Origin of the sequence: Pseudomonas sp. NPDC086278, assembly GCF_050280905.1 — a bacterium.
Lineage (GTDB): Bacteria > Pseudomonadota > Gammaproteobacteria > Pseudomonadales > Pseudomonadaceae > Aquipseudomonas.
Map to the genome: position 1 here is coordinate 1 of NZ_JBNNWE010000043.1, position 25051 is coordinate 25051.

Here is a 25051-nt window from a genome sequence, read left to right on the forward strand (position 1 = left end):
ATCTCGCTATGGCGTCTCTCCTACCCCGAATGAGGGGCGACCGAATGGGCTGGGGCAAGCTGTCGGGCGCCCGATTTCGCGGGTGTCTGAAGGGTTGCTCCGGGTGGTAATTCCGGGGGTAGTAACCAGTAGCTAAGAAGACCGACGGCACTGCGTCAAGAAAATGGCCGATAAGCGGTCGTTGAATTTTAGTGATCGCAAGTGACTGATTTTCGCTGCATCTATAAGTGTTTGTTTGTGCGAAAAATCATCAGTCAACCCGCATTCCGCAGCCTTTTCTTCGCTCGCTATCGGGTTACCAACTGACCCTGACGCCTACGTTTGCCGCCATCCCGCGCAGTTGATTGCTGTCGATATTGCTGGAGTAATCAACACCGCCATACACGCTCACTGTTTTTGCCAGGCTGAGGATCGCGCCGACACCCAGATCCGCCGAGGACGATTGCTGCTCGGTATCGATGCGGTCAGCACCGTCGAAAGTGACTGAGTCAGTGCCGGAAAACGTGTGCCACAGGTTGGCTCGCACGTACGGTTCCAGGGGGCGCCCGCTGACTTCATAACGGCCCTTGAGCCGAGCGCCGAGGCGGCCGCGCGAAAACTGTCCGCGCCCGCGCCTTGATCCAGCGCACCGGCCAGCGTGCCGGAATCCATGTAACGGCGTCGTTGTCCGCACCAAACGTCACGTTGCCGTTGATACGGCCGGTGCCGTTGGCGGGGAAGGTCAGGCTATTGTTGCCGGCCAGATCGGTCAGTGCGCCGGAGGTGCCGCCGTCACAGGTAAAAGAATCGTTGCCGGGGCCGGCGACCAAGGTGCAAGCGGCGGAAACAGGGACGCTGACGAATATCAGCGACAAAGTGGGCACAGCGAAAATCCGCGACAATCCGGAAAATTCCCGGCGCCATTCAGAGGTGCACTTCCACCGCCAGCGGCAGGTGATCCGAAAGGTGCGTCCACGGTTTATTGCCGAGGATTCTCGGGTCGTGGCTGCTGGCGTTGCGCAGGTAGATCCGGTCCAGGCGCAGTAACGGGAAACGCGCCGGGTAAGTCTTGGCCGGCCGGCCGTTGTGGCGCTCGAAGGCTTCATGCAAGTAGTCGCGTCGGGCGAGGGCGGCGTTGCCTTGCAACTGCCAGTCATTGAAGTCGCCGGCGATGATCACCGGGGCATCGTCGGGCAACGATTCGAGCAATTGGCACAGCAACTGAAGCTGCAACTGCCGGTGGCTTTCGAGCAGGCTCAAGTGCACGCAGATCGCGTGCACTTCTGCGTGCCCCGGTACATCCAGCACGCAGTGCAGCAAACCCCGACGTTCGGGGCCGGTGATGGAGACATCAAGGTTGCGGAATTCGCGAATCGGGTATTTCGACAACAGCGCGTTGCCATGGTGGCCGTCGGGGTACACGGCGTTGCGGCCGTAGGCGAAATCGCTCCACATGCTGTCGGCGAGAAATTCATATTGCGAGGTTTGCGGCCATTCGTTGTAGCGCGAAGAGTGCCGGTCGTGTTCACCGACAACTTCCTGCAAAAACACAAGGTCCGCCGAGGTGCTGCGCACCGCTTCGCGCAGCTCGGGGAGGATGAAACGCCGATTGAACGCGGTAAAACCTTTGTGCGTATTGACCGTCAGTACCCGCAGTTTATGAATCGCCGGCGGCGGGTTCAGGGGCACCGATTGAAGTTTTCGCGGTGTGGGATCGCTGCTCACGCTCATTCCTCTGAATCTTGGCTGCATAACCATGCGACTGATGCGCACGCAGGCAGTTCAGTTTGAGCGATGCACTTTCCACCGTGGGAGCGGGCTTGTTCGCGAAGGCCGTTTGCCAGTCGGCATCAAGGTCGATTCTGCCGCCGCCTTCGCGAGCAAGCTCGCTCCCACAGTGATCGGTGGCGTGCCGATGATCGGGTTAGACAAACACGATTTCGTAAGGCAGGCGCATCCGTTCCAGCAGTACCCGTGGCAGCAGCGGCGCGATGCCGAGGGCCGGTTCGCCGTCGAGTTGGCTTGCGTAGGCGTGGGTGGCGTGGCTCTTGCGCGCGACGGTCCAGGTGTCGAGCCGTACCTTGCGCGCCCGGTGCCAGGGAATCAGCCCCTGATCGCGGGTTGGCCAGTGCCAGGCCCAGACGGGGACTTCATGACACACCGCCCCGACCCTGCTCGCCGCCGCCGCGCTCGCACGCCCGACGGCGTCGTGATCGAGATTGCCGTCCTGGCGCCAGGTGCTGAACACCACGTCGCCGGGGCGCAGGTAACGGACGATGAACTGGGTCAGCGATTCTTCCCGCTCGGTCAGCGCGTTGTCGGTAAAGCCGCCGCGAATCCATTTCAGGCTGTGCATCGGCAAGCCGAGGCGGCGCAGGGCTTCGACGCTTTCCTGGCCGCGAAACACGCTCAGGCGTTTCTCGGACCACTGTTGCGAGCCCGGATGGCTGTTGCTGCCATCGGTGATCGAAATCAGTTGCAGGGGATGACCGAGGCTGGACAGCAACTGCAGCAGGCCGCCGCAGGTCACCACTTCGTCGCCGGGGTGCGGCGCGATGACCACGGCGCGTGCGCCAGCGGGAACGAGGGTCTGGGTGTTGATGACGGGGATGTTGTCCAGTTGCGGCGCGCTGTTCCAGATTTGTGCTGGCAGGCTGCTTTCGATGACGCAAAGAGGTTTCATCGGGGCTACGTCCTTGTTCTGTTTGATAGCAATATGCCGCGCTCCGTACCCTGGATTGCCGCCGGGAGAGTATTGCTCAACTCAGGCTATTCGTCGCCTTGCTCTTTCATCCGAGACGTTTTTTTTTAACCAGCGTGTTCCCGGTCACGCCGATACCGATCATCTCAAACCCTCCAGCGCTGCCACCGAGCGTGGCTCACGACTCCAGAGTTCCAACAGGAAATCCGCCTCCTGATGCAGCACCAGGCGCGGCAAGTGCAAATGTTCATGCAGCAAATCGTGAACCTGGCGCGCGTTCAGCGGGCAGCCGGCAATGGCCGGGCGCCAGTGGCATGCGAGCAACTGACCATCGGCGGTCAACGACTGTTCGGCCTTGACGATCAGGTGTTTGAGGTCGTCTGCGTCCAGGTAATAGGCCATTTCGCTGATGACGATCAGGTCGAATTGTTCTTCCGGCCAATCCGCCGGCAGGCGACTGTGGCGCACTTCGGCATGGTCGAACGGGCCGAGTCGGGTGCGGGCCAGGGCGACCGCCGCCAGCGCGGTGTCGCAACTGAGCAAGCGGTCGCAACGGCTGGCGAGTTCGAAGCTCAGTTCACCGTTGGCGCAACCGGGTTCGAAGATCGCACGGTAATGCGGGCGGGGCAGTGCGGCGAGGGTGATCGCGCGTTTGCGTTGCTCGTACCAGCGCTCGCGAAACGACCATGGGTCGTCGCTGCCGGCAAACAGCCCCTCAAAATAGCGATCCTCGACGCTCATGACGTTTCACTCATAAGAACACCACTTCGAACGGTTGCAGCAGGCGATCGAGCACAAACGGCGCCAGCACCGGCGGCAACCCGACCTGCGGATCGCCCTCCAGTTGGCTGGCAAAGGCATGGATGGCATGGCGTTTTCGTGCAATCAGGTGTGGCTCGAGGCGGATTTTTCGGGCGCGATGCCACGGCACGGCACGGTCTTCAGGCGTCGCCCAATGCCAGGTCCATACCGGCAACTCATGCAGCGCTGCGCCGACACGCTGCGCGGCGGCGGCACTGGCCCGGCCCACGGCTTCGTGGTCGCAATGACCGTCTTCGCGCCACGTGGTGAACACCACGTCGTCGGAACGCAAATGCCCGGCGATAAATTCGCTCAGTTCGGCTTCCCTGGCCGCGACCTGGCTGTCGCTGAAACCACCGCGCAGCCACTTCAGGCTGTGCAGTGGCAGGCCCAGGCGACGCAAGGCTTCAACCGATTCCTGAGGGCGCACGGCGCTCAGACGCTCCACCGGCCAGCGCTCGGAGCCGGGATGACTGGCGCTGCCGTCGGTGACCGAGATCAGTTGCAGCGGGCGGCCAGCGGCGGCGAGGATTTGCAGAAACCCGCCACAGCCCAGCACTTCGTCGTCCGGGTGTGGCGCGATGATCACCGCGCGAGAGCCTTCGGGCACCAGGCCGAGAATGTCGATTTCCTCCAATTGCGCCAGGTGACTGGAGGTTTGCCAGAGGTGCAAGGGCGTGCCCTGGCCGACGATGGGGTTGGTTTTCATAGCGTCCATGGGCCTTCGATGACCTGTTTGCCGAGTTCGGCCAGATCCCGTTCGGCGTGGCTTTGGCGCAGGAACACCGGCAAGTCGGCCATCAGCCGGGCGAATTGACGATCCTTGCAATAAGGGCCGGCGCCGAGGGCATGGCCGACGTGGAAGATGACTTGTTCAGCGGCGTGTTCGACCACCGCGCGAGCGCGTCGAGCGTGCAGTTCTGCGTGGTCCAGCGGTGCGGCGTCGATGCTCAAGGCGCTGCACCGCAACACCTCGGCCGCCGCATGCAGTGCGCAGTCGACGGCACCCAGGTGGGCGAGGGCGTGCGGTTCTGGCCGTTGCGCGCAATGGCGGCGCAGGCGCTCGGCAAGGCTTTGTGCGGCGCCATACCAGCACGCCGCAATGCCGATGCCACCCTGCCAGAAACCCGGCCGCTGCAAGTAATCGCCGGGCTGGCCGATGGCTTGGGCTTCGACACTGTCGAACAACACTTCGACGCTGCCGGTGGCGCCCATGCCGACCGCTTGCCAGCCGTCATCGGTGACGGTGACGCCGGGTTGATCCAGCGCCACCGCGACCAATTGCTGTTGGTCCTGATCGTCCCACGCCGTGAGCAAGGCATGGCTCAACACGGCGGCGCCGGAACACCAAGCCTTGCGCCCATTCAACACGACCAGTTGACCTTGCGGGCTGACCCGCACCTTTGCGCTGGGCGGTTCGGCGGCCCACATGCCCCATGTGCTGCCGGGCGTTGGCGAACCACCGAGTTGCTGGATGATTGCCAGCGCATCGGTATGGCCTTCGTACAGCTTGCACAACCCCAGGTCATGCCCGCCGACTTCGGCCAGACGCTGAAACCGCTCCAGTGTCTGGCCATCGCCCGGCAATGGCAGCTGATCGAGCTCAAGTTCCACCAGCGCCCGCAGGCACCGGCCTAACGCTTGGGTGTCGGCGTAGTCCGCTGGCTGGCGATTGAAAAAAGCCTGAAGGTCCATTTCACTCGTCTTCCTCATGCTGCAATTCAAACAACAGCAACGAACGGCCGGTGACCGAATATTCGTGACCGAATTCGAAACGCTCCTGACCGCGAATCGACGGCTGGTTGGTGTCGATCATGCAGGTCCAGTGTCCGCCGTCCGGCACTTCCGGCAGCGTGAAGTTGACGATGTCGTGGTGCGCGTTGACTACCAGCAACAAGGTGGCGTCGCCGCCCTTGCGGCGAATCCCGGTTTCCTGTGCTCGGCCATCGAGCAGCATGCCGAGGCAGCGACCGTGGGCGTCATGCCATTGCTCGACGGACATTTCGCTGCCGTCCGGCGCCAGCCAGGTCACGTCCTTGACGCCGATGTCTTCGTTGTAATTGCCGACTAGGAACCGGCCACGACGCAGGATCGGATAGGCCAGGCGCAGTTTGATCAGGCGTTTGACGAATTTGAGCAAGCCTTTGCCGTCTTCACTGAGGTCCCAATTGACCCAGCCGATTTCACTGTCCTGGCAGTAAGCGTTGTTGTTGCCGTTCTGAGTCCGTGCGAACTCATCGCCCGCCACCAGCATCGGCGTGCCCTGGGACAGCAGCAACGTGGCGAAGAAGTTGCGCATCTGCCGCAACCGCAGCTCGTTGATCTCGGGGTCGTCGGTCGGGCCTTCGACGCCGTGGTTCCACGACAGGTTGTTGTTGCTGCCGTCCTGATTGTTTTCGTCGTTGGCTTCGTTGTGCTTGTCGTTGTACGACACCAGGTCGTTGAGGGTGAAACCGTCATGGGCGGTGATGAAATTCAACGACGCGTACGGGCGGCGACCGCGCTGATTGAACATCTCGCCAGAGGCGGTCATGCGGCTGGCGAAGTCCGCCAGTTGCCCGTCGTCGCCTTTCCAGAAGGCGCGCACGGTGTCGCGGAACTTGTCGTTCCATTCGACCCAGCCCGGCGGAAAGCCACCGACCTGATAGCCACCGGGGCCACAGTCCCATGGTTCGGCGATCATTTTCACCTGGCGCAGCACCGGGTCCTGACGACAGGCCACGAGGAAGCTGTGGCGCTCGTCGAAACCGTCGTGGTAGCGGCCGAGAATGGTCGCCAGGTCGAAGCGGAAGCCGTCGACGTGCATTTCCGTGGCCCAGTAACGCAGGGAGTCGGTGACCATTTGCAGCACGCACGGGTGACTCAGGTCCAGCGTGTTGCCGGTGCCGGAATCGTTGATGTAGAAGCGCTTGTCGTCGGGCATCAAGCGGTAGTACGAGGCGTTGTCGATGCCGCGCATCGACAGGGTCGGGCCTTGCTCGTTGCCCTCGGCGGTGTGGTTGTAGACCACGTCGAGGATCACTTCCAAATTGGCTTCGTGCAGGTGCGCGACCATCTCCTTGAACTCGGCGATCTTGCCGCTGGCCAGGTAACGCGGGTCCGGGGCAAAGAACGCGAGGCTGTTATAGCCCCAGTAATTGGTCATGCCCTTGTGCAGCAGATGCTGGTCATTGACGAACGCGTGGATCGGCAGCAGTTCGACAGAGGAAACCCCGAGTTTGCGGATGTGTTCCAGGACGTCATCGACCATCAACCCGGCGAAGGTGCCGCGCACGTTCTCGGGGACGGACGGGTGACGCATGCTGATGCCGCGCACATGGGTTTCATAAATGATCGTCTTGTCCCACGGAATGCTCACGCGGTGGTCATGGCCCCAGGTGTGCGCCGGGTCGATGACTTTGCACTTGGGCACAAACGGCGCGCTGTCACGTTCGTCGAAACTCAGGTCGGCATCCGGGTGGCCGATGGTGTAGCCGAACAGGGCTTCGGACCATTTCAACTCGCCGACCAGTTGCTTGGCGTACGGGTCGATCAGCAATTTGTTGTGGTTGAAGCGGTGGCCGTTGGCCGGGTCGTAGGCGCCGTACACGCGGTAGCCGTAAATCAGCCCCGGATGCGCGTCGGGCAAGTAGCCGTGGTAGATCTCGTCGGTGTATTCCGGCAGTTCGATGCGCTCCAGTTCCACTTCGCCGGCATCATCGAAGATGCACAGTTCGACTTTGGTGGCATTGGCGGAAAACAAGGCGAAGTTGACCCCCAGACCATCCCAGGTCGCGCCCAGCGGGAAGGGCAGGCCTTCGCGAATTCGGGAGGCCTCGACATGAGGTTCTGGCGCGGCTTTTTTTGGACTGGACATAGATGCTCCTGCAAATAGGGGGAAACGAATGCGCTAAGGCGGTAAAACGCTGCGGGGCCGGGCTTGCTTCCACAGGGTGCAGTTTTTCAGGGCGAGCGCGCCCACGGCGGCGAGTGAACTCGCCACGGGTTCAATCAGGACAAATGCGTGAAGCGTCAGGCCGCTGGTGGTTTTTTCGCGGTGCCCGGTTTTTTCGCGGCAGCTTTTTCACCTGGAGGGGTTACTTTCGCCGCCGCCGCGGCGGGTTTGGCCTTGGCTTTCGGTTCACCCGCCTTGCCATTCGCCACTTTGCTTTCCTTGGCCGCGACAGGTTTGGCGGCAGGGGTCTTGCTGCCAGAAGCCTTCGGCGATTTTTTCGGTGCAAGGGCTTCGGCTTCCGCCAATTTGCGGGCCATCTCCCAATGGCGGGCTTCCTCGCCCTCGGGTTTTCCTTCCGATTCCCAGATCTGATAGGCAAATTCGCGAACGCGTTTATCGTCGGTACTCATCGCAATGCTCCTGCACTGAACTCAAGCTTGGGTAAAGGTTTGGATAAAGAGATTGACCGGGAAATCCCCCAGCGCGGCGCTGATGTTCAGCTCCCTGTTTTTTGTGACTGCGCCGCTGGAAAAAAGTCCCTTCAGATTTTCGTCGCAGGCCCCGAACGGTAATTTCACCCGGGTGTCGCCCCACTGCGGCGCGTCGATCTGTGGTTTGGCACTGTTTTCCAGCAAGCGCGCACAGCGTATCGGGACGATCACGATGGCGCGTTGGCCCGCATGTTCGCGAGCAAACGCCAACACTCGGTGAGCCTCGCTGCCGACCACCTCGAGGGGCTGATACGACCCTCGGCGAAACAGCTCGGCATGCTCGGCCCGCAGGTTCAACGTCTGCAGGATCAAGCGTTGCTTGAGGCGCCCGTCACGCCAGTTCGCCAACAGCTCGGGCACTGGCACGGTGGCCTGCGCCGACTGTTCTCGGCGGGCGTAATCCACCGGCCGGCGATTGTCCGGATCGACCAGCGAGAAGTCCCAATACTCGTTGCCCTGATACAGGTCCGGCACCCCGGGCACGGTCATTCGCAGCAAGGTTTGCGCCAAACTGTTGAGCGCGCCGGGTGCGGCCAGGGTCTGTACCGCTTTGCCGAGGGCGGCGCGCAACAGTTCACCCTCAGGGCTGAGCAGCAAACGCTCGATAAACACCTGCATCGCCTTTTCATAAGGCTCGTTGGCCGCGCTCCAGCTGCTTTGCAGCTTGGCTTCACGCAGGGCTTTCTGTTGCCACTGCCACAGGCGCTTGGCGTAGTCCGCGAGCGCGGGTTGATCGTCACTGCGCAAGTCCAGCGGCCAACTGCCGAGGATCGCTTGATAAAGAATCAAATCATCGCCGGCCGAGGGCATGTCGTCGTCATCGCGCAGGGGCCGGGCGAGGGTTCGCCACAGCGGCACCTGTTCGGCGTACCAGGCGCTGCGTTCGCTCAACACCGCGAGGCGCGCGCGGGTGTCTTCGCCGCGTTTGTGGTCGTGGGTCGCGGTGGCCAGCAAGTTGTCCGGAAACTGTTCCAGCCGGCGCAGGCAATCCTTATGGAAGTCGGCAAGCGCCGCACTGAACTGCTCGGTGCTGAAGCCGACGTCATTGCGCGACAGCAGCACCGCCGAGCGATAGAACGCGGTGTCTTCCACGGCTTTGGCGGCGGCCGGCGAGGTCAGTTGCTGGAACCGGACGCAGGCGTGCTTGAGGATTTTGCGCTGGCGACCCACGGGCCGTTTGCGCCACGGCTCGCCACCCAGCCAACCGGCCAGGCACTCGAGCACCGGCCAATCGGCCTCGCCAAGGGTTTGCCGCGCACCGTCCATGGCCTGTTGGAAAAATACGTCGTCTTGCGCCGAGCGACCGCGCGGGCTGATGTAGGTGCGGTACACCGGGAAATGCACGATCAATTCCTGCAACGCACGACGGATGGCGCCGAGGGTCAGGTCCCGTGTCATCACATCATCGCGCGCCACCTGGTGCAGCGCTTGCGCCACGCTTTCGAAATCCCCGGCCAGCGAGCCGTTGAGGATCTGCTGACGGGCCAGTTGCGCTTCCTCGCGAAAGTCGGCGGGGCGTTCGCTATAGCGAGTCCACAGCTGGCCCAAGGTCTCGGCGCCGTCCGGGTCATGCTGCAACAACGACAGCTGGTTCATGAATTCGTAACCGGTGGTGCCGTCCACCGACCAGTCGCGGTGCAGGGTTTCGCCTTCGCCGAGAATCTTCTCGACGAAGATCGGCAAGTGTCGCTCCGGGGACAGCGAATCCACACGACGCCTCAATTTGCGACAGTAGCCACGCGGGTCGGCAAGGCCGTCGATGTGGTCGATGCGCAGGCCGTCGACCAGCCCTTCGGCCACCAGCTCGAAGATTTTCGCGTGGGTCGCTTCGAACACCGCCGGACGCTCGACGCGTAGGCCGCCGAGTTCGTTGACATCGAAAAAGCGTCGCCAGTTGATGTCGTCCGCCGCCGTGCGCCAACTGGCCAGGCGATAACTCTGGTGCTCCAGCGACTGATGCAGACGCTGGAAACCCTCCGGCGTCAGCGAATCGTAGGCGCTGAGGTTGCGCTCGATGGCTTGCAGCATGGCCGGATCGCGCGCCAGTTCGCGCAGCTGCGCTTTCAACGGCAGCGCCAGGCTGTGCGCGTCAGTCTGATAGCTCAAGGCGCTGAAACGGTCAGCGAGCAATTTCAGTGGCTCGTCGTCGGTTCTGAGCAGGTCGCCGTAACTGCTCGGACAGATCGGAAAGTGATGGGCGTAATGCTCGACGTAAAACGCCCCCCGCTGCGCATCGAAACGCAAGGGCAGGGTGCCGTCCTGCAAGGCAACGCCGTAATCGCTGCCGAGAAACGGCAGCAGCAATTGGCCTTCCATCAACGGATCGGGCGAATGCCATTGGATGTCGAAAAACTCGCCGTACGGGCTCAAGCGGCCCCATTCCAGCAAGTCGAGCCACCACGGGTTGTCGCTACCGCCGACCGCCATGTGGTTCGACACGATGTCGAGAATCAGGCCCATCTGGTGCTCGCGCAGCGCTTTGACCAGTCGGCGCAACGCCGCTTCGCCGCCGAGTTCGGGGTTGACCGTGGTCGGGTCGACCACGTCGTAGCCGTGCATCGAACCCGCCCGCGCGGCCAGCAACGGCGAGGCATAGACGTGGCTGATGCCCAGGCGGGCGAAATACGGCACCAGCGGCACCGCTTGGTCCAGGGTGAAGCCTTTATGAAATTGCAGGCGCAGGGTCGCCCGTAGCGGTTGGATCAATGACAGGTTCATTGGTCACGCTCGCCGGCCTGAAGTCGCGCGCAGGCGAGCAGTTCCAGACGCCGCGCGGCGTCCGCGTCATCGAGCAAGGCTTCGCTGACACCGGGCAGGCGCCGCGACCAATTGGGGTGCGTGTCGATGGTGCCGGGCAGGTTGGCTTGTTGTTCAATGCCCAAGGCGTCTTCCAGCGGCAGCAACACCAGCGGCGCGCGGGTGTGGCCCAGAAAGCGGATGGCCGCGTCGAGGATCTGGTCGGTTTCGTGGGATTCTTCGCGGAAATTTTGCGGGTCTTCGCTAAACGCTCGGCGCAGGCCTTCGCGCTCGCGCTCCCGGTGCTGACGCCACTCGATTTCACCCGTGGCATCGACCAGCCCGAGGCGGGCATTCCAGTCGATGTCGCGGCCATGCCACCAGCCATTGAGCGTTGGCAGGTCATGGGTGCTGGTGGTCGCCAGTGCGTTGTCCGGCCAGTCGAGGATCGGCTTGAAGTGGCTGTTGTCCTGCTCGAACAACAACACGCGCATGCCAAGGATGGCGCGGGCGATGAGTTTTTCGCGCAAGCCATCGGGCACGGTGCCGAGGTCTTCGCCGAGCACGATGGCTTGATGTCGATGGGATTCCAGGGCCAGCAGCCGCAGCATGTCGTCGAGCGGGTAATACAGATAAGCGCCGTCGGCCGGTGGTGCGCCGTTGGGGATCACCCACAACCGTTGCAGGCCCATGACGTGATCGATGCGCAAGCCGCCGGCGTGGGCAAAATTGGCGCGGAGCATTTCGATAAAGGCGCGAAATCCATTGCGCACCAGCCCTTCGGGCGAAAACGCGGAAATGCCCCAGCCCTGGCCGCTGCGGTTAAGGATGTCTGGCGGGGCGCCGACGGTCAGCGAGGCGAGCAATTCGTCTTGCCGGCTCCAGGCCTGGCTGCCACCGCCATCGGCCCCGACCGCCAGGTCGGCAATCAGGCCAATGCTCATGCCGGCGCTGCGCGCAGCGATTTGCGCACGCTCCAGGCAGCGGGTGATCAGCCACTGGCAAAAGGCGAAGAAGCCGATGCGTCCGGCGTTCTCTTCGGCGAATTCGGCGAGGGCGGCGCTGCGCGGGTCGCGCCATTGTTCCGGCCACTCGCGCCAATCGAGGTTTTCACCCTTGGCCGCGCGGGCTTCTTGAATCGCTTCGAAGCGGCAATGGTTTTCCAGTGCTTCGCCGGCCGCGTGACGGAAGCTGCTGAAGTCGGCGTGCAGCGGGTGTTCGCCCTGCACGAAGCCTTCATACAAGGCTTGCAGCAGGCGATGCTTGGCTTCGGCGGCGACAGGCCAGTCAATCAGCGGCTGTTGTTCAAGCTGTTGCAATTGGGCGCCAAGCCCGGTGGATTCGATGGCGCTGCGCAGCGCGCGCTCACCGAGGATGGCGCCGGGCGCGGCATACAGGCTGTTGAGAAACAAGCGGCTGGACGGTGAATAGGGGCTGTAACGCTGGGTGTCACTGCTGAACATCGCGTGCAACGGGCTGATCGCCAGCGCTTCGGCGCCGCGTTCGCCAGCGACCCGCGCCAGTTCTTCCAGGGCCTGGGTGTCGCCAAAACCGCCATCGCCAGGGCGCCGCAGCGAATACAACTGCACGCTGAGCCCCCAGGTGCGCGGGATCGGGCTGTCGACGGCATCGCCGACGCTGTAGCAGCGCTCGGGCGCCACGGCCAGCGTGAACGATTGTCCATCGATAGTTGCGTGCTGATAACCGACCGGGATCAAACCCGGCAGCACCGCGTCCGCATCCAGTTTCAGGTTGATTCGCGAACCGTCTTCGAGGTGGATTTCACACGGCGTTTCGGGCTCGAAATAGCGCGCCAGATCGAGACCGCAACCGACGTCGACGGTCATCAGTGGCGGCAAGTGGTGCGTCTGTTGCACTTGCTGCAATTGCAGCAGGCTGGCGTCGATTTCCTGGGCGCTGCCGGCCGGGTGGCCAAGGCCGGTCAGGACCGCGCGGAGCACGGCAGGGGCGACTTTTTGCGGGCGACCATTGGCGTCGATCCAGTCGACAGCCAGGCCCGCTCGGCTGGCCAGTATTTCCAGTTGCGCATCACTCATGGGCGCTCTCCATCCGGGGGTAGCAAAGGGGCTGCGGCCGTGAGGCTGACTAGCGCGCAATACGGGGCGAGTTTGCCCTGATCCAACAGGCCGGCTGCCTGTGGCGGATGTTCGAACAACAACCTGGCGCCGGCCTGTGGGGAGTGGACCACGGACGTGTCGCCGAGGTTCAGGTCAATGCGCAGCTCGCTGCCATCGCCCAACCGCCAGCGCGCGGTCACGGCGCCTTCGCCCAGGACGTCGGCGCCCAGTGCCTGGGCTCCGGGGATGCGCGCGATGATGTGTTGGTGGCGCAGTTGCAGCAGGCGGCGATACAGGTCATGCATCGCCGACTGCTCGGGATTGATCAGCCGGGGGCGCGAAGACTCGAAGGTCTCGGGTGCATTCGGATCGGGAATCTGCTCACGTTTGTGCGGGTCGGCGAAGGCGCTTAATTCGGCAAACTCGTTGCGCCGGCCCTCGCGCACCAGCGCCGCCAATTCGCCGTGATGGTCGGTGAAAAACAGGAACGGCTCATCGGCGCCAAACTCGTCGCCCATGAACATCAATGGAATCATCGGCGACAACAGCAGGAGCGCGGTGGCCGCTTTCAAGGCGTCGGGGTGGGCCAACTGATGCAAGCGTTCGCCGAAGGCGCGGTTGCCGATCTGATCGTGATTCTGCAAAAACAGCACGAACGCGCTGGGCGGCAAGTGGCCGCTGGGCTCGCCCCGGGATTTGCCGTGGCGGTTGGTGTGGCCCTGAAACACGAAACCCTGGCTCAGGCAGCGGGCCAGCTGTTCGGTCGGTTGCTGGGCATAGTCGGCGTAGTACGCGTCGGTTTCACCGGTCAGCAACACGTGCAAGGCATTGTGGCCGTCGTCGTTCCACTGCGCGTCGTAACCTTCTTCCAGCAGGCTGGCCTGGTTGTGCTCGTTTTCGACCATCAGCCAGATGTGCCGGGCCGGGCCGGTCTGTTCCCGCACCCGTTGCGCCAGCTCCTGCAAAAAATCAGGGCTCTCAATCGCGTGCACCGCGTCCAGGCGCAACCCGTCGAAGCGGTATTCCAGCAGCCACATCAATGCGTTTTCGATGAAGAAGTCGCGCACCTCGCGCCGCCGGAAGTCGATGGCCGCGCCCCACGGCGTGTGTTTGTCTTCGCGGAAGAAGCTTTTGGCGTAGTGATGCAGGTAATTGCCGTCCGGGCCGAAGTGGTTGTAGACCACGTCGAGAATCACCGCCAGGCCATGGCCGTGGGCGCTGTCGATCAGGTGCTTGAGTTGTTCGGGAGTGCCGTAGGAGGCTTGCGGGGCGTAGGTCAGCACGCCGTCATAGCCCCAGTTGCGCTCGCCGGGAAATTGCGCGAGGGGCATCAGTTCGATGGCGGTCACACCCAGTTCGGCGAGGCGCGCCAGTTGCTGTTCGACGGCGCTGAAGCCGCCGAGCGCGCCGACGTGCAATTCGTAGATGACTGCCACGTCCCACGGCCGGCCGGTCCAGGTGCTGTTTTGCCATTGATAGGCGAGGGGATCGACCACCACGCTGTGGCCGGCGATGTCGCCGTCCTGGGCGCGGGACGCCGGGTCCGGCACGTCCAGCTCACCATCGATGTTGTAGCGGTAACGGGTTCCCGCGGGGCAGCGGGTCTTGATCACGAACCAGCCATCAGCCTGAGGCAGTAGCGGCAAGGATTGTCCATCTTCCAGTTCGACACTGACGTAAAACGCATCTGGCGCCCACAAGGCAAAACGCGTGTGCTCTGCGTCCAGCATGATTGCGCCGTGGGGCCAGGTCTCAAGGGTCCGTAACGGCATCGTTGAAAACCTCTATTACAGTTTGTTCGATTTACCCAGCGCCTTGGCCACCAGTTGTTCGTAGAGTTCGGCGTACGGTTCGACCGCCTTGCACCAGTTGAAGGGCGCGGCCATGGCGCGGCAACGCATGGCGTTGAGCAGATCCGGGTAGGCGAACACCTTGAACGCGCGGCTGAGCGCTTCTTCGTAGCTCTCCACGGTGGATTCATCGAAGAGGAACCCGGTCACGCCGTTCTCGATGGTGTCGGCCAAACCGCCGGTGTTGCGGGCCACCGGCAACGAACCGAAACGCTGGGCATACATCTGGCTCAAGCCGCAAGGCTCGTAACGCGACGGCATCAGCAGGAAATCGCTGCCGGCGAACATGCGCCGGGCGTCGGTTTCATTGAAGCCGATGCGCACGCCGATCTGGCCCGGGAAACGCAGCGCCAGTTCGCGCATGGCTTGTTCTTCTTCCGGCTCGCCGCGACCGATGATGGCGATCTGGCCGCCAGAGTTGACGATGAATTCGGCGACGGCTTCGGTGAGGTCGAGGCCTTTCTGGTAGACCAGTCGTGACACCACGGCGAACAGCGGGCCTGCGGAATCTTCGAGGCCGAACAGTTCGCGCACGTGGGCTGCATTGACCGCTTTGCCCTCCCAGTCGCCGATGGTGAACGGGCAGAACAAGTGCGGGTCGGTGGCGGCGTCCCAGCTTTCATCAATGCCGTTGGGAATCCCGCTGAGCAGGCCTTGCTGGGTCTTGGCGGCGAGGAACCCGTCGAGACCACAGCCGAAGGCTGGCGTGGTGATTTCCTGCGCATAGGTGGCGCTGACGGTGGTGATGTGGCTCGAATAGGCCATGCCGGCCTTGAGGAACGACATCTTGCCGTAGAACTCCATGCCTTCCTGTTGCAAGGCGTGGTGCGGAATACCGAGTTCCGGGCACGAACCGAGGCTGGTCACGCCTTGATAGGCCAGGTTATGGATGGTGAACAGCGTCGGCGTGCGCTGCCCACGCCAGTGCATGTAGGCCGGCGCCAGGCCAGCGGGCCAGTCATGGGCGTGCACCAGATCCGGGCACCAGTGAATTTGTGCGAGATTGGCGGCGATATCGGCGGCGGCCAGGCCCAGGCGGGCGAAACGAATGTGGTTGTCCGGCCAGTCGCGGCCGTTGTTGGCACCGTAAGGCGAACCTTCGCGCTCATACAGCTCCGGGCAGATCAACACGTAGATGACCAAACCGTCCGGCATGTCCATGCGCCCGATCTTGCACGGCGGCAGCGCGGCGTGGCCACCCAGTTCGCCAATAATGTGGATCGGGTTCTCGCTGTGCAGCACTTGCGGATAGCCCGGAATCAGCACCCGCACATCGTGCAAGTGCGCCATGGCGCGGGGCAACGCGGCAGAGACGTCGCCCAGACCGCCGGTTTTCACCAGGTCGGCAATCTCCGAAGTAACGAACAACACTTTCTTTCTGTTCGGATTCTGGCTGGCAACCGGTGTCAGCGCCCGTGGGCTGGGGACGTTGATCGATTGGGCGCTTGGCGCACCCACGGCGCTCGATTCGCCGACCTGCTGATGAGCACGCTCTCCCTGAATATCTAAAGCCGCACTAATCATATGAATCTCCCGTGTTGTTGATCTGATTCTCGGGCCTGGCACAAACGGTGCTCGCGGCCAAATCCTGTGGCCGGACGCAAACGCGCGTCGCATCGCTGAGCAGTACTGCCCAATGCGCTAAAGCAGGATGGGTGGAGGGGCCGTTGCAAGGAATGCACCAGTCGCGTTGACCCTACCTTTCACCTGACCTACGGTCAGGTCCAAAAGTTTCGAGTTTTTTACCGCCAGATGACCGACCGGTTTTACCTCGCGAAAATGAGTCTAGGCCAGATCCTAGAGCGGGGCGGGCCAAGTGGCTAAATTGTTCGACAATCGGTTGAAGAGGGTAAATCCACAGAACGCCGAACGGGGCAACGCACCGACGAAGTGCAGGTTTATTTTTTTAGGTGGGTCAAAACAGGACTGTGCAGTCACGCAAATGGGCGCGTCGGGGAGGGTATTTGCACCATTGCAGTGCGGATATTGACGCCTCAGCGCGGGCAAACTCGCTGCTCCAGGCACAGCTCAAAAACCTGTGGGAGCGGGCTTGCTCGCGAAGAACGATAACGCGGTTTTAGCTGAACAATCGAATCGGCGTACCCGCCGACCACGCCTGAATGTCCTCGATCATCTGCGAAAAGAACAGCTGGTAATTCTCGCGGCTGACATAACCAACGTGCGGCGTCGCCAGGACGTTTTCCAGGGTTCTGAACGGATGATGCTCAGGCAAGGGCTCGACCTCGAACACATCCAGTGCGGCACCGCCCAAGCGGTTTTTCTGCAACGCCTTGATCAGCGCCGCCTCGTCGACAATCGGCCCGCGCGCGGTATTGACCAGCAAAGCGGTGGGTTTCATCCAGTCCAGTGTCTGGGCATCGACCAGGCCGCGGCTGCGATCACTGAGCACCAGATGCACCGAGAGCACGTCCGCCTGCTCGAACAGTTGCTGCTTGCTGACGTAGGTCACGCCGGCCTCGGCTGCACGTTCGGCCGTAAGGTTTTCGCTCCAGGCGATGACCCGCATGCCGAACACCTGACCAAACTGGGCGACCTTCTTGCCGATACTGCCCAGCCCCAGAATCGCCAGGGTCTTGCCTTGCAGATCGCCGCCCAGGCCTTGCTGCCATTGGCCGGCGCGCAAGGCGTTGGCTTCGGCCAGCAGATTGCGGGTAGCGGCCATGATCAGCGCCCAGGTCAATTCCGGCGCGGCATGTTTGTAGCTGTCGGTGCCACACACCTGAATACCGAGAGCCGCCGCGGCTTTCAGGTCGAGGGCGGCGTTGCGCATGCCCCCGGTGACCAACAGTTTCAGTTTCGGCAGGCGCCGCAGCAGGTCCTCGTCGAACCGGGTGCGCTCGCGCATCACGCAAATCACTTCAAAACCGCCCAGGCGTTGCGCCAGCGTGGCGTTGTCGGCGGGGAAGTCATGCACAAAACTGACTTCGGCGACGCTGTCCAGCGCCGACCAGTCGACTACATCGCGTGCGACGTCCTGCCAATCATCGATCACCGCAATCTGCACAGCCATCAGCCTTACCTCATCAACGAACGGGGTTGGTTTTGTTCAGCCAGTCGAGCAATGCCTGGTGAAATTGCTCCGGTTCTTCCATCTGCGGCGCGTGCCCCATGCCGGGGAATTCGACCAGGGTCGACTGCGGAATCAGTTTTGCCACTTGCTTGCCGAGCACGTCGTAATGACCGAGCTTCGCCTTGACTTCAGGCGAGGCAATGTCGCTGCCGATGGCGGTGGTGTCGGAGGTGCCGATCAGCAATAGCGTGGGCATCTTCAAGTTCTTGAACTCGTAGTACACCGGCTGGGTGAAGATCATGTCGTAGATCAGCGCCGAGTTCCACGCGACTTGCGTATGCCCCGGGCCTTTGTTCAGGCCCGCGAGCATGTCGACCCAACGATCGAATTCCGGCTTCCAGCGGCCACCGTAATAGGTGTTGCGTTCGTAGGTGTGGATGGCGTCGGCGGTGAGCTTGAGTTCGCGCGCGTACCATTGGTCCACCGTGCGATATGGCACGCCGAGGGCTTTCCAGTCTTCAAGACCAATCGGATTGACCAGTGCCAGTTGCTCGACCTGTTCGGGGTATTGCAGCGCATAACGGGTGGCGAGCATGCCGCCGGTGGAGTGACCGAGAAGGGTGGCCTTCTGAATGCCCAGCGCCTTGAGCAATTGTTGGGTATTGGTGGCGAGTTGCTGGAAGGTGTACTGGTAATGGTCGGGTTTGCTGGACGTGCAGAAACCGATCTGGTCCGGTGCGATCACCCGGTAACCGGCCTCGCTCAGGGCTTTGATCGAACTGTCCCAGGTCGCGCCGCAGAAATTCTTGCCGTGCATCAACACGACGCTGCGCCCGTTGGCCTTGCCGTGGGCGGCGACGTCCATGTAACCCATTTGCAGGGATTTGCCCTGGGACTCGAAGGCGAAATGTTTGACCGTGTAGGGGTATTCGAAACCTTGCAATTCAGGCCCGTATTCCGGGCCTTCGGCTTGAGCAGCCAGTGGCAGCGCAGCGCTCAGTAACAGGCCGGGCAACCAGCGGGAAAAGGCGAGGGGCATGGGTCAGCTCCGTAGAAAACCGCCGATGCTGGATCGGCACGATTAGGGCGAGATTAAACACAGGCAATGGCGACTGACAATGGTTCAACCCATCCAGCCCAGCGTGACAAGAGCCAGCACGCCATAACGCGCGCCTTTGGCGACGGTGACGATCAGCAGAAATCGCCCGAGGGGTTCGCGCATCACCCCGGCCACCAGGGTCAGCGGGTCGCCAATGATCGGCACCCAACTCAGCAGCAACGACCAATGGCCGTAGCGCCGATAGTGTTTTCGCGCGATTGCCAGATGCCGCGGGCTGACCGGAAACCAGCGCCGGTCACGAAAACGCTCGATGCCCCGGCCGAGCCACCAGTTCACCAGCGAACCGAGGACATTACCCAGCGTTGCGACGGCCAGCAGCGACCACAGCCAATACCGGTCGCTGAGCAACAACCCCACCAGCACCGCTTCGGACTGCAACGGCAAAAGGGTCGCGGCGCCGAACGCGGCAACGAACAGCCCGATGTAAGCACCGAACATCAATGGGCGGGGTAGTCCGCCACCACCACGTCAGAACCGTCCTTTTTCAGGCCGATCACCTGATACGCATCGCTCATGCCGTCCATTTCCATGCCGGGCGAACCCATCGGCATGCCGGGTGCGGCGACGCCCAGCAGGTCATCGCGCTTGCTCAAGGCCAACACTTGCTCCGCCGGCACATGACCTTCGACGAATTTGCCGTTGATCAATGCGGTGTGGCACGAGGCCAGGCGCGGCGGTACGCCGTGTTGTTGCTTGAAATCACTCATGTTGGCTTCGACGTGGTCCTCGACCTTGAAGCCGTTGGCTTCGAGGTGGCTGATCCACTTTTTGCAACAGCCGCAATTGGCGTCGCGGTGCACTTCGATAGGGATCAGGTCGGCGGCCTGGGCCAGCGAAGAAATGAAGAGGGCGCTCAGGGCGGCCAGACGCAAGTGGGTTCGCATAGGGGATCTCGTCCTGGGATTGCGGCCAAAAAAGACGCATTTTGACCAGTTTAGCCAAGCACGAGGGACGAGATTGTTTCTAGTTACTACAACGACCAGCGGATCCCTGTGGGAGCGGGCTTGCTCGCGAAGGCTGACTGACATTCAACACTTATGCTGAGTGAAATACCGCCTTCGCGAGCAAGCCCGCTCCCACAAAGGGCAGTGATCAGCGGACCTTGAAACGCCCCATGATTGCGCTCACACGGCGGTTGGCTTCCAGCAACTGCTGCGTATTGAGTTCACTCGCCTGACCGCTTTTCACCAGCTCATCCACCATGTGGCGGATTTGCACCATGCTGCGGTTGATCTCTTCGGTTACTGCGCTTTGCTGTTCGGCGGCGGTGGCGATTTGCGTGCTCAGGCTGTTGATGTGGCTGACCGAGCCGGCCATTTCATCCAGCCCCGAGTTGACCCGAGCGGTCGCATCGGCGGCGGACTGGCAACTGGCCTGGGTATTTTGCATGGCGCTCACCGACGAACTCACGCCTTGAGTCAGGCGTGCGAGCATCTCGTTGATTTCCGACGTGCTGGCCTGAGTGCGAGCGGCGAGGGCGCGGACTTCATCGGCGACTACCGCAAACCCACGTCCTTGCTCCCCGGCCCGCGCCGCTTCAATGGCGGCGTTGAGCGCGAGCAAGTTGGTCTGGCCGGCGATGGCACCAATCACCCCGAGAATCTCAGTGATGCGTTGGGCGTCCTGCTGCATGCTTTCGACTTTATGGGTGGCAGTCGCCACTTCGTCGATCAGCGCAATCACGCTGCTGGACGCTTCGCCCACCACGACCCGCGAGCGGTCGGCATTTTCGTTGGCGCGCTTGGTGAAAGCGGCCGTCTCGGCGGCGTTTTGCGCGACGCTTTCGGCGGTCGAACTCATCTCGGTGATGGCGGTGACGGTCTGATCGGTTTCCGACGCATGTCGCACCAGAATCTGGCTGGTGTGGGCTGACGTGCGTTGCAGGTTGTCCAGGCTGGACGCCATGGCGCCCGTGGCTTGGGTGACTTCGCCAATCATGTTCTGCAAGTAGACGATGAAGGCGTTGACCGAATAGCCGATGGCGCCCAGCTCGTCTTCGGCGCGAATGGTGATGCGTTTGGTCAAGTCCGCGTCACCGGCAGACAGTGCGTCGATATTGGCCTTGAGGATTTTCAGGCGCTGGACCAGTTGGCGGATCGCGTAGATCTGCAACAGCGCCAGCAAAATCACCATCGGGATCTGCAACAGGCTCAAGGTGCTGAGCACGTCGTCACGCTGGGCGGTGATCAGCCGGGTTGGCAGCGCGGTGGCAAGGAACCACGGCGTGCCTTCGATCGGGCGCATGAAGAAGGTACTGGCTTCGCCGTTGTTATCGAATTCTGTGCGCTGCGACTGATCACGGTTTTGCAGGCCGGCCTTGACCTGAGCAGCGAACGGCGAGTTACCGGCCAGTTCGCTGGTGTTCTTCAACACAATCGGGCCGCTGATGCGCGAGCTGTTGCTGATGATCTTGCCGTCGGCCTCGACGATCAGCATTTCGGCGCCGAGGTCTTTTTCCTTGCGTGCCACCAGGTCGTTGAAAAAGCCTAGCGTCACGTCGATGGTCGAGACGCCGTACGCCGCGCCGTTTTTCTGAATCGCCATGGCGCAGTTGGTGCGCGGTTCGGCGCTGGCGTCATCTTTATAGGCAGCCGCCCACGCGCATTGGCCGCGCGGGGTTTGCATGCCGCCCTTGTACCAGGTCTGGTCGTAATAATTGGGGGCGGCGTCGCTGTTCCAGAAGGTGTTCACCACCAGTTTCCCCGTGGCATCGCGGTGCCAGAAGGTACTGAATTTGTTACGCCCGGCCTCACGCTGGCCCGGCAACGGCCAGATGCCGCCGCCGAAGACTTTCAACTCGCCGTACTGGTCGACCAGCCCGGGTAGCACGGTGTCGATGGCCGCGCTGTCGAGTAACGGGATGGTCTGGGTGATGCTGCGCTGCTGCGACTGCACTTTGTTCAATTCACCCTGGATTTGCTCGGCCACTTCGGCGATGCGGTTAAGGGCTACCTGTTCTTCGGTGTGGCGCAGCTTGGGCGCGACCAATTGGCTGATGCCGACCACTGTCAGTACCAACAGCAAGAGGATGAAGAGGACCAGAAACAGCGTGTAACGAGCCTGGATGGAACGAAATGCGGGCATGGGACGGTCCTTGTGCAACGTTCTTGTTGTCGGAGTTCGAGGTGAGCATCACTGCTTCGAGAGGCTATCGGCTCGCGTATCACCACCTTTAGGTACGCGCGTCCAAGAATGCTTCGTCGTGAAATCCGTCGCGTGTCGAGGCGGATACAAAGCAACGGTCCAAAGCGTAAAACGTGACTCAAGCGTGTTCGAACCCTCGATAAAAAAGTCGTCGCAATAGCTCTGTCACAAGGCTTTGGTAGTTTGTATCTGAAAGTGTACAAAAATTGTAAAAAGCAGAAATAGTAGTAGGTATGGCAAGAGGCCAGCCGGATACTTCCCCGCTCTTCCATCGCTTGAACAAGGAGTTTTTTATGCGCACGTCATCGGGAATTCAATCATGACTATCGGCTATAGCGGGGCCTGGACGGCCAAGTCCGGATTACTGGTTCGCGACACCGGCGGCGGTAAACCGGTCACGCAGAGCGCGCGGGTCAAGCAAATGCTGGCGCTGGTAGGCACCAATCCCAATGCGCTGAACATCGCGAAAATGGATGAGCAGAAGATCCACAAAAACGTCAAAGGCTTCGATCCGGAAAATGTCTCGTCCAAACAGCTGGGCAATCTCAGTGCGTTTCTCAGGGGCAGGGGGCTGATTTCCGATATCACGTCGATGACGTTGATGAATGCGGGTGACAAGTTCAACCGGTTCGGCGTACAGAACGATCCCGATGCGAAATTCAATGCGCTGGAATATTTTGCTACGCAACTGGACACCATCCAGAACAACAGCATCAAGGGCGACAAGTATGCAATTGGCCTGATCCCGGAATACAAGACGGCGATCTATGTGCTGCAGAACCTGCACACGTACGGCAAGGGCAACGGCAGAGCCGTGGCGGTGCCTACCGATAAAGGGGTCAGTGCCAAGGCGTGATGCGTTGTCGAGGGTGTTTGGCATTGGCGGGTCGAGCGTTGCGCGCAACCCGCCAATGATGTTTACCGACAAATTTCAAGCGGCTGAGCGAGCGCTGCCGCAGGTTTCGACGTCGCGCTGCAAGTCATCGTGCAATTGCTGCATATAAGGGCAATGCAGGCTGAGCGAACGAGGCTGGACGCCACGATGAAACAGCGCGAACCATCCATGACTGTGCTGGGTGGGGATCAACCCGGTAAAGGTGAAGCCCATTGCCGTCAGCTGGTGCAGGTCGTCGGCAAAGTGCCGGGACAGGTCAATGTGGAGCGTCACCAGCCAATGGGCAGGTAATTGACCTATCTGGTCGAGCAGCCGTTTGTTCAAGCGGTGAGCGACGATGGCGTAACGTTGGTGGTGTTGCCTGATCTGTAAGGGCATTGACGTCGGCGATGACCTGTCGCTGTAAGTGCCGAATACCGAACACAGGTGTTGCATGAACGGTCGGCAGCTTTCGGGCCACGCAATGTCGGGGAGCGGTCGGGTATGCCCTTGCACCACATAGCATCCGGTCACTATGGTTTCGGCGATGGGCTCGGCGAACGGCGACGGAACGTAGTCCGGGAGCACGCCCGTGCTGTGAAAACCGATGTTGGCGGCCATGCGCTGCGTATAAGGATGATGCGTGACCTGTTTGATCAGGACATTCGCCAGCCCCAGCGCTTGCGACAACAACAGCAACTCGCGCCCCAGGCGCGTCGCGATACTGCGCCCCTGCATGGCCGGGGTGACCACGCTCAGGGCCAGTTCCGCGCAATCCGAACGGGTGTCGTGGCATAACGCGGCGTGGCCCAGCACGCGTTCGCCGTCGACAGCGACCATCGATCTCCAGTGGCCGTCGGCGTTGTGCTGGCTGATCATCTCGGGCAGATAAACGTCCGGTTGAACGTAATGATCGCCATAGACCTGACGAAACAGTTGGCTCACCGCGTGCGCGTCGCAAGGGTGGTAGCGGCGGAACATCAGGGTCGACATCACGCAGCCTCCGACGACGGCGGGACAGCGTATTCACGCAGGTCGAGCACGCGCATTTGCTTACCGGATCGCGGGTGAAGCTTCAGCTCGGTAACCGCGCAAGACTGGACGCGCCATTCCAACTGCCTTTCGCGGGTCAGTTTTTCGATGTCGGGGATGTGGTCCACCAGCGCTTCATGCAGCGATTTACACACCGCGGCGCTCGCCAATGACTGCGCCCCCGGCACCCATTTCACGCTGACGATGTCCTTGTATCCGTCATGTTCAATCTGCAATTGCCATTGATCGCTGTGCGCCACGCGCGCAATGATCGGTGACATCTCGTCGATCATCAGCGACAACGTCCCCACTCGAACCCGCTGACTGTGAGCACTGCGTCCCTGAAGGGCGAATTTGCGCATTGGCGTGGCGCTCGGCTCTGTCCAGCAGGCGCGGTCGCCCACGGGATAACGCAGAAGGGGCATGAGCCGACGGGTCAGGCTTGTCACCACCAACAGCCCGGTGCGGTGGCATTCCTCGATGATGTCGCCGGTCAGTTCATCGACGATCTCTACCCGCGTTTGCGGGTCGAAAACCCGATGTTCGCCCAGGGCACAGTCGCGACCGGTAGCGCCAATCAGGCCGGCATCGACGCTGGCGTAGCCGATGGAGGCAATGCGTACATTGGGGAATGCGCTGTTCAACATGGCCAACTGCGGCCCAAACAGACTTTCGCCGCCGTACAGCAGGGTCTCGACCCCGGCCATTACCCGCTGATGCTGGTTCAGATACGCCGCCAGTTGCAGCAACTGCGCGGGCACGCCAACCAGCACGTTGATTCGGTGCTGATCAATGGCATCGGCCAGCACGTCCAGGCTGGTCTGGCCCGTAAACGGAAATTCGCAGATCGACCGATTGACGTGCGCCAGCGAGTCGTGGATGAACAGGAAACTGGCATAGAGATCACCGCAGAAGAACAGGTTGGCGACACGGTCGCCGTCCGCCAACTGGCTGGAAAGACTGGCGCCGAACGCGGCGACCATCGCTTGCCACTCGCGGGTGGTATACACCGACAGTTTGCCGTGGCTGGTCGAGCCGCCGGTCTTGAATACCAGGCCGCCAGTGATATCGCCGGTCAGAACTTGCCAGTTATCCAGCTCGTCGCTGTCAGCCCAATAGTTGGCCACGTTGGTCAATGGCAGTTCGCTTAATGTATGGGCGTCAGCCGGCAAGTGTTGCAGGTGTTTGGCGTAGAACGTCGAGTGTTGCCGTATATAAGGCACAAGTTGTTCAAGGGAGTAAGTTGACATCACAAGGCTCTCTTCTTATCAGGCATTCAA

Annotated in this window: 20 protein-coding genes and 1 pseudogene; 1 reads left to right on the forward strand and 20 read right to left on the reverse strand. The window is 61.7% G+C overall.

Features of this window, described 5'->3' with window-relative positions; all coding sequences use genetic code 11:
- Positions 1–295 precede the first annotated feature (295 nt).
- The 18 genes and pseudogenes from ACQKP4_RS15145 to ACQKP4_RS15230 all read right to left on the reverse strand — a co-directional run.
- Positions 296–589, reverse strand: a pseudogene (locus ACQKP4_RS15145) (autotransporter outer membrane beta-barrel domain-containing protein); the annotation flags it as partial.
- A complete protein-coding gene (locus ACQKP4_RS15150; protein ID WP_427634351.1) occupies positions 555–863 on the reverse strand; it encodes a hypothetical protein in 309 nt (102 codons plus the stop codon). The pseudogene ACQKP4_RS15145 and the gene ACQKP4_RS15150, both read right to left, overlap by 35 nt.
- Positions 864–903: 40 nt before the next feature.
- On the reverse strand, positions 904–1704 hold the full coding sequence (locus ACQKP4_RS15155; protein ID WP_427634352.1) for an endonuclease/exonuclease/phosphatase family protein: 801 nt from the start codon (positions 1702–1704) through the stop codon (positions 904–906).
- A 199-nt stretch (positions 1705–1903) separates the two neighbouring features.
- Positions 1904–2662 carry a PIG-L deacetylase family protein gene (locus ACQKP4_RS15160; protein ID WP_427634354.1) on the reverse strand — a complete coding sequence of 253 codons (759 nt, stop codon included), beginning with the start codon at positions 2660–2662 and terminating at the stop codon, positions 1904–1906.
- 159 nt (positions 2663–2821) lie between these two features.
- Complete coding sequence (locus tag ACQKP4_RS15165) at positions 2822–3421, reverse strand: SAM-dependent methyltransferase (RefSeq protein ID WP_427634356.1); 600 nt, start codon at positions 3419–3421, stop codon at positions 2822–2824.
- A 10-nt stretch (positions 3422–3431) separates the two neighbouring features.
- Positions 3432–4190: a PIG-L deacetylase family protein gene (locus ACQKP4_RS15170; RefSeq protein WP_427634419.1), complete on the reverse strand. Its 759-nt coding sequence runs from the start codon at positions 4188–4190 to the stop codon at positions 3432–3434.
- Positions 4187–5176 carry an acyl-CoA dehydrogenase family protein gene (locus tag ACQKP4_RS15175; protein ID WP_427634358.1) on the reverse strand — a complete coding sequence of 330 codons (990 nt, stop codon included), beginning with the start codon at positions 5174–5176 and terminating at the stop codon, positions 4187–4189. The genes ACQKP4_RS15170 and ACQKP4_RS15175 overlap by 4 nt, the downstream gene beginning before the upstream one ends.
- Position 5177: 1 nt before the next feature.
- Entirely contained in the window at positions 5178–7337 is a 2160-nt protein-coding gene (gene glgX / locus ACQKP4_RS15180; RefSeq protein WP_427634360.1) for a glycogen debranching protein GlgX, read from the reverse strand.
- Between the two features lie 155 nt (positions 7338–7492).
- Positions 7493–7825 (reverse strand): DUF2934 domain-containing protein, encoded by a 333-nt coding sequence (locus tag ACQKP4_RS15185; protein WP_427634361.1) that lies wholly within the window; start codon positions 7823–7825, stop codon positions 7493–7495.
- 21 nt (positions 7826–7846) lie between these two features.
- Entirely contained in the window at positions 7847–10624 is a 2778-nt protein-coding gene (locus ACQKP4_RS15190) for a malto-oligosyltrehalose synthase (protein WP_427634363.1), read from the reverse strand.
- Positions 10621–12699, reverse strand: a complete 2079-nt coding sequence (malQ, locus tag ACQKP4_RS15195; RefSeq protein WP_427634365.1) for a 4-alpha-glucanotransferase — start codon at positions 12697–12699, stop codon at positions 10621–10623. Before malQ ends, ACQKP4_RS15190 begins: the two co-directional genes overlap by 4 nt.
- The gene (gene treZ, locus ACQKP4_RS15200; RefSeq protein WP_427634366.1) at positions 12696–14492 is read right to left on the reverse strand and encodes a malto-oligosyltrehalose trehalohydrolase; all 1797 of its coding nucleotides are present in this window, start codon (positions 14490–14492) and stop codon (positions 12696–12698) included. Before treZ ends, malQ begins: the two co-directional genes overlap by 4 nt.
- 15 nt (positions 14493–14507) lie before the next feature.
- Positions 14508–16094 carry a glycogen synthase GlgA gene (gene glgA / locus ACQKP4_RS15205; RefSeq protein ID WP_427634368.1) on the reverse strand — a complete coding sequence of 529 codons (1587 nt, stop codon included), beginning with the start codon at positions 16092–16094 and terminating at the stop codon, positions 14508–14510.
- 553 nt (positions 16095–16647) lie between these two features.
- On the reverse strand, positions 16648–17601 hold the full coding sequence (locus ACQKP4_RS15210; protein WP_427634370.1) for a D-2-hydroxyacid dehydrogenase family protein: 954 nt from the start codon (positions 17599–17601) through the stop codon (positions 16648–16650).
- 13 nt (positions 17602–17614) lie between these two features.
- Positions 17615–18640: an alpha/beta fold hydrolase gene (locus ACQKP4_RS15215; RefSeq protein WP_427634372.1), complete on the reverse strand. Its 1026-nt coding sequence runs from the start codon at positions 18638–18640 to the stop codon at positions 17615–17617.
- 84 nt (positions 18641–18724) lie between these two features.
- Positions 18725–19159: a YqaA family protein gene (locus ACQKP4_RS15220; RefSeq protein ID WP_427634374.1), complete on the reverse strand. Its 435-nt coding sequence runs from the start codon at positions 19157–19159 to the stop codon at positions 18725–18727.
- Positions 19159–19605 carry a DUF411 domain-containing protein gene (locus ACQKP4_RS15225; RefSeq protein WP_427634376.1) on the reverse strand — a complete coding sequence of 149 codons (447 nt, stop codon included), beginning with the start codon at positions 19603–19605 and terminating at the stop codon, positions 19159–19161. Before ACQKP4_RS15225 ends, ACQKP4_RS15220 begins: the two co-directional genes overlap by 1 nt.
- A gap of 208 nt (positions 19606–19813) precedes the next feature.
- Complete coding sequence (locus ACQKP4_RS15230) at positions 19814–21805, reverse strand: methyl-accepting chemotaxis protein (protein WP_427634377.1); 1992 nt, start codon at positions 21803–21805, stop codon at positions 19814–19816.
- A 379-nt stretch (positions 21806–22184) separates the two neighbouring features.
- On the opposite strand from ACQKP4_RS15230, the gene ACQKP4_RS15235 reads away from it, so the two are divergent.
- Positions 22185–22721 (forward strand): hypothetical protein, encoded by a 537-nt coding sequence (locus ACQKP4_RS15235; RefSeq protein WP_427634379.1) that lies wholly within the window; start codon positions 22185–22187, stop codon positions 22719–22721.
- Positions 22722–22796: 75 nt separating this feature from the next.
- Here ACQKP4_RS15235 and ACQKP4_RS15240 read toward each other — a convergent pair whose 3' ends face one another.
- A complete protein-coding gene (locus ACQKP4_RS15240) occupies positions 22797–23732 on the reverse strand; it encodes a GNAT family N-acetyltransferase (protein WP_427634381.1) in 936 nt (311 codons plus the stop codon).
- Positions 23732–25024, reverse strand: a complete 1293-nt coding sequence (locus ACQKP4_RS15245) for an AMP-binding protein (protein ID WP_427634383.1) — start codon at positions 25022–25024, stop codon at positions 23732–23734. Before ACQKP4_RS15245 ends, ACQKP4_RS15240 begins: the two co-directional genes overlap by 1 nt.
- Positions 25025–25051: the final 27 nt, after the last annotated feature.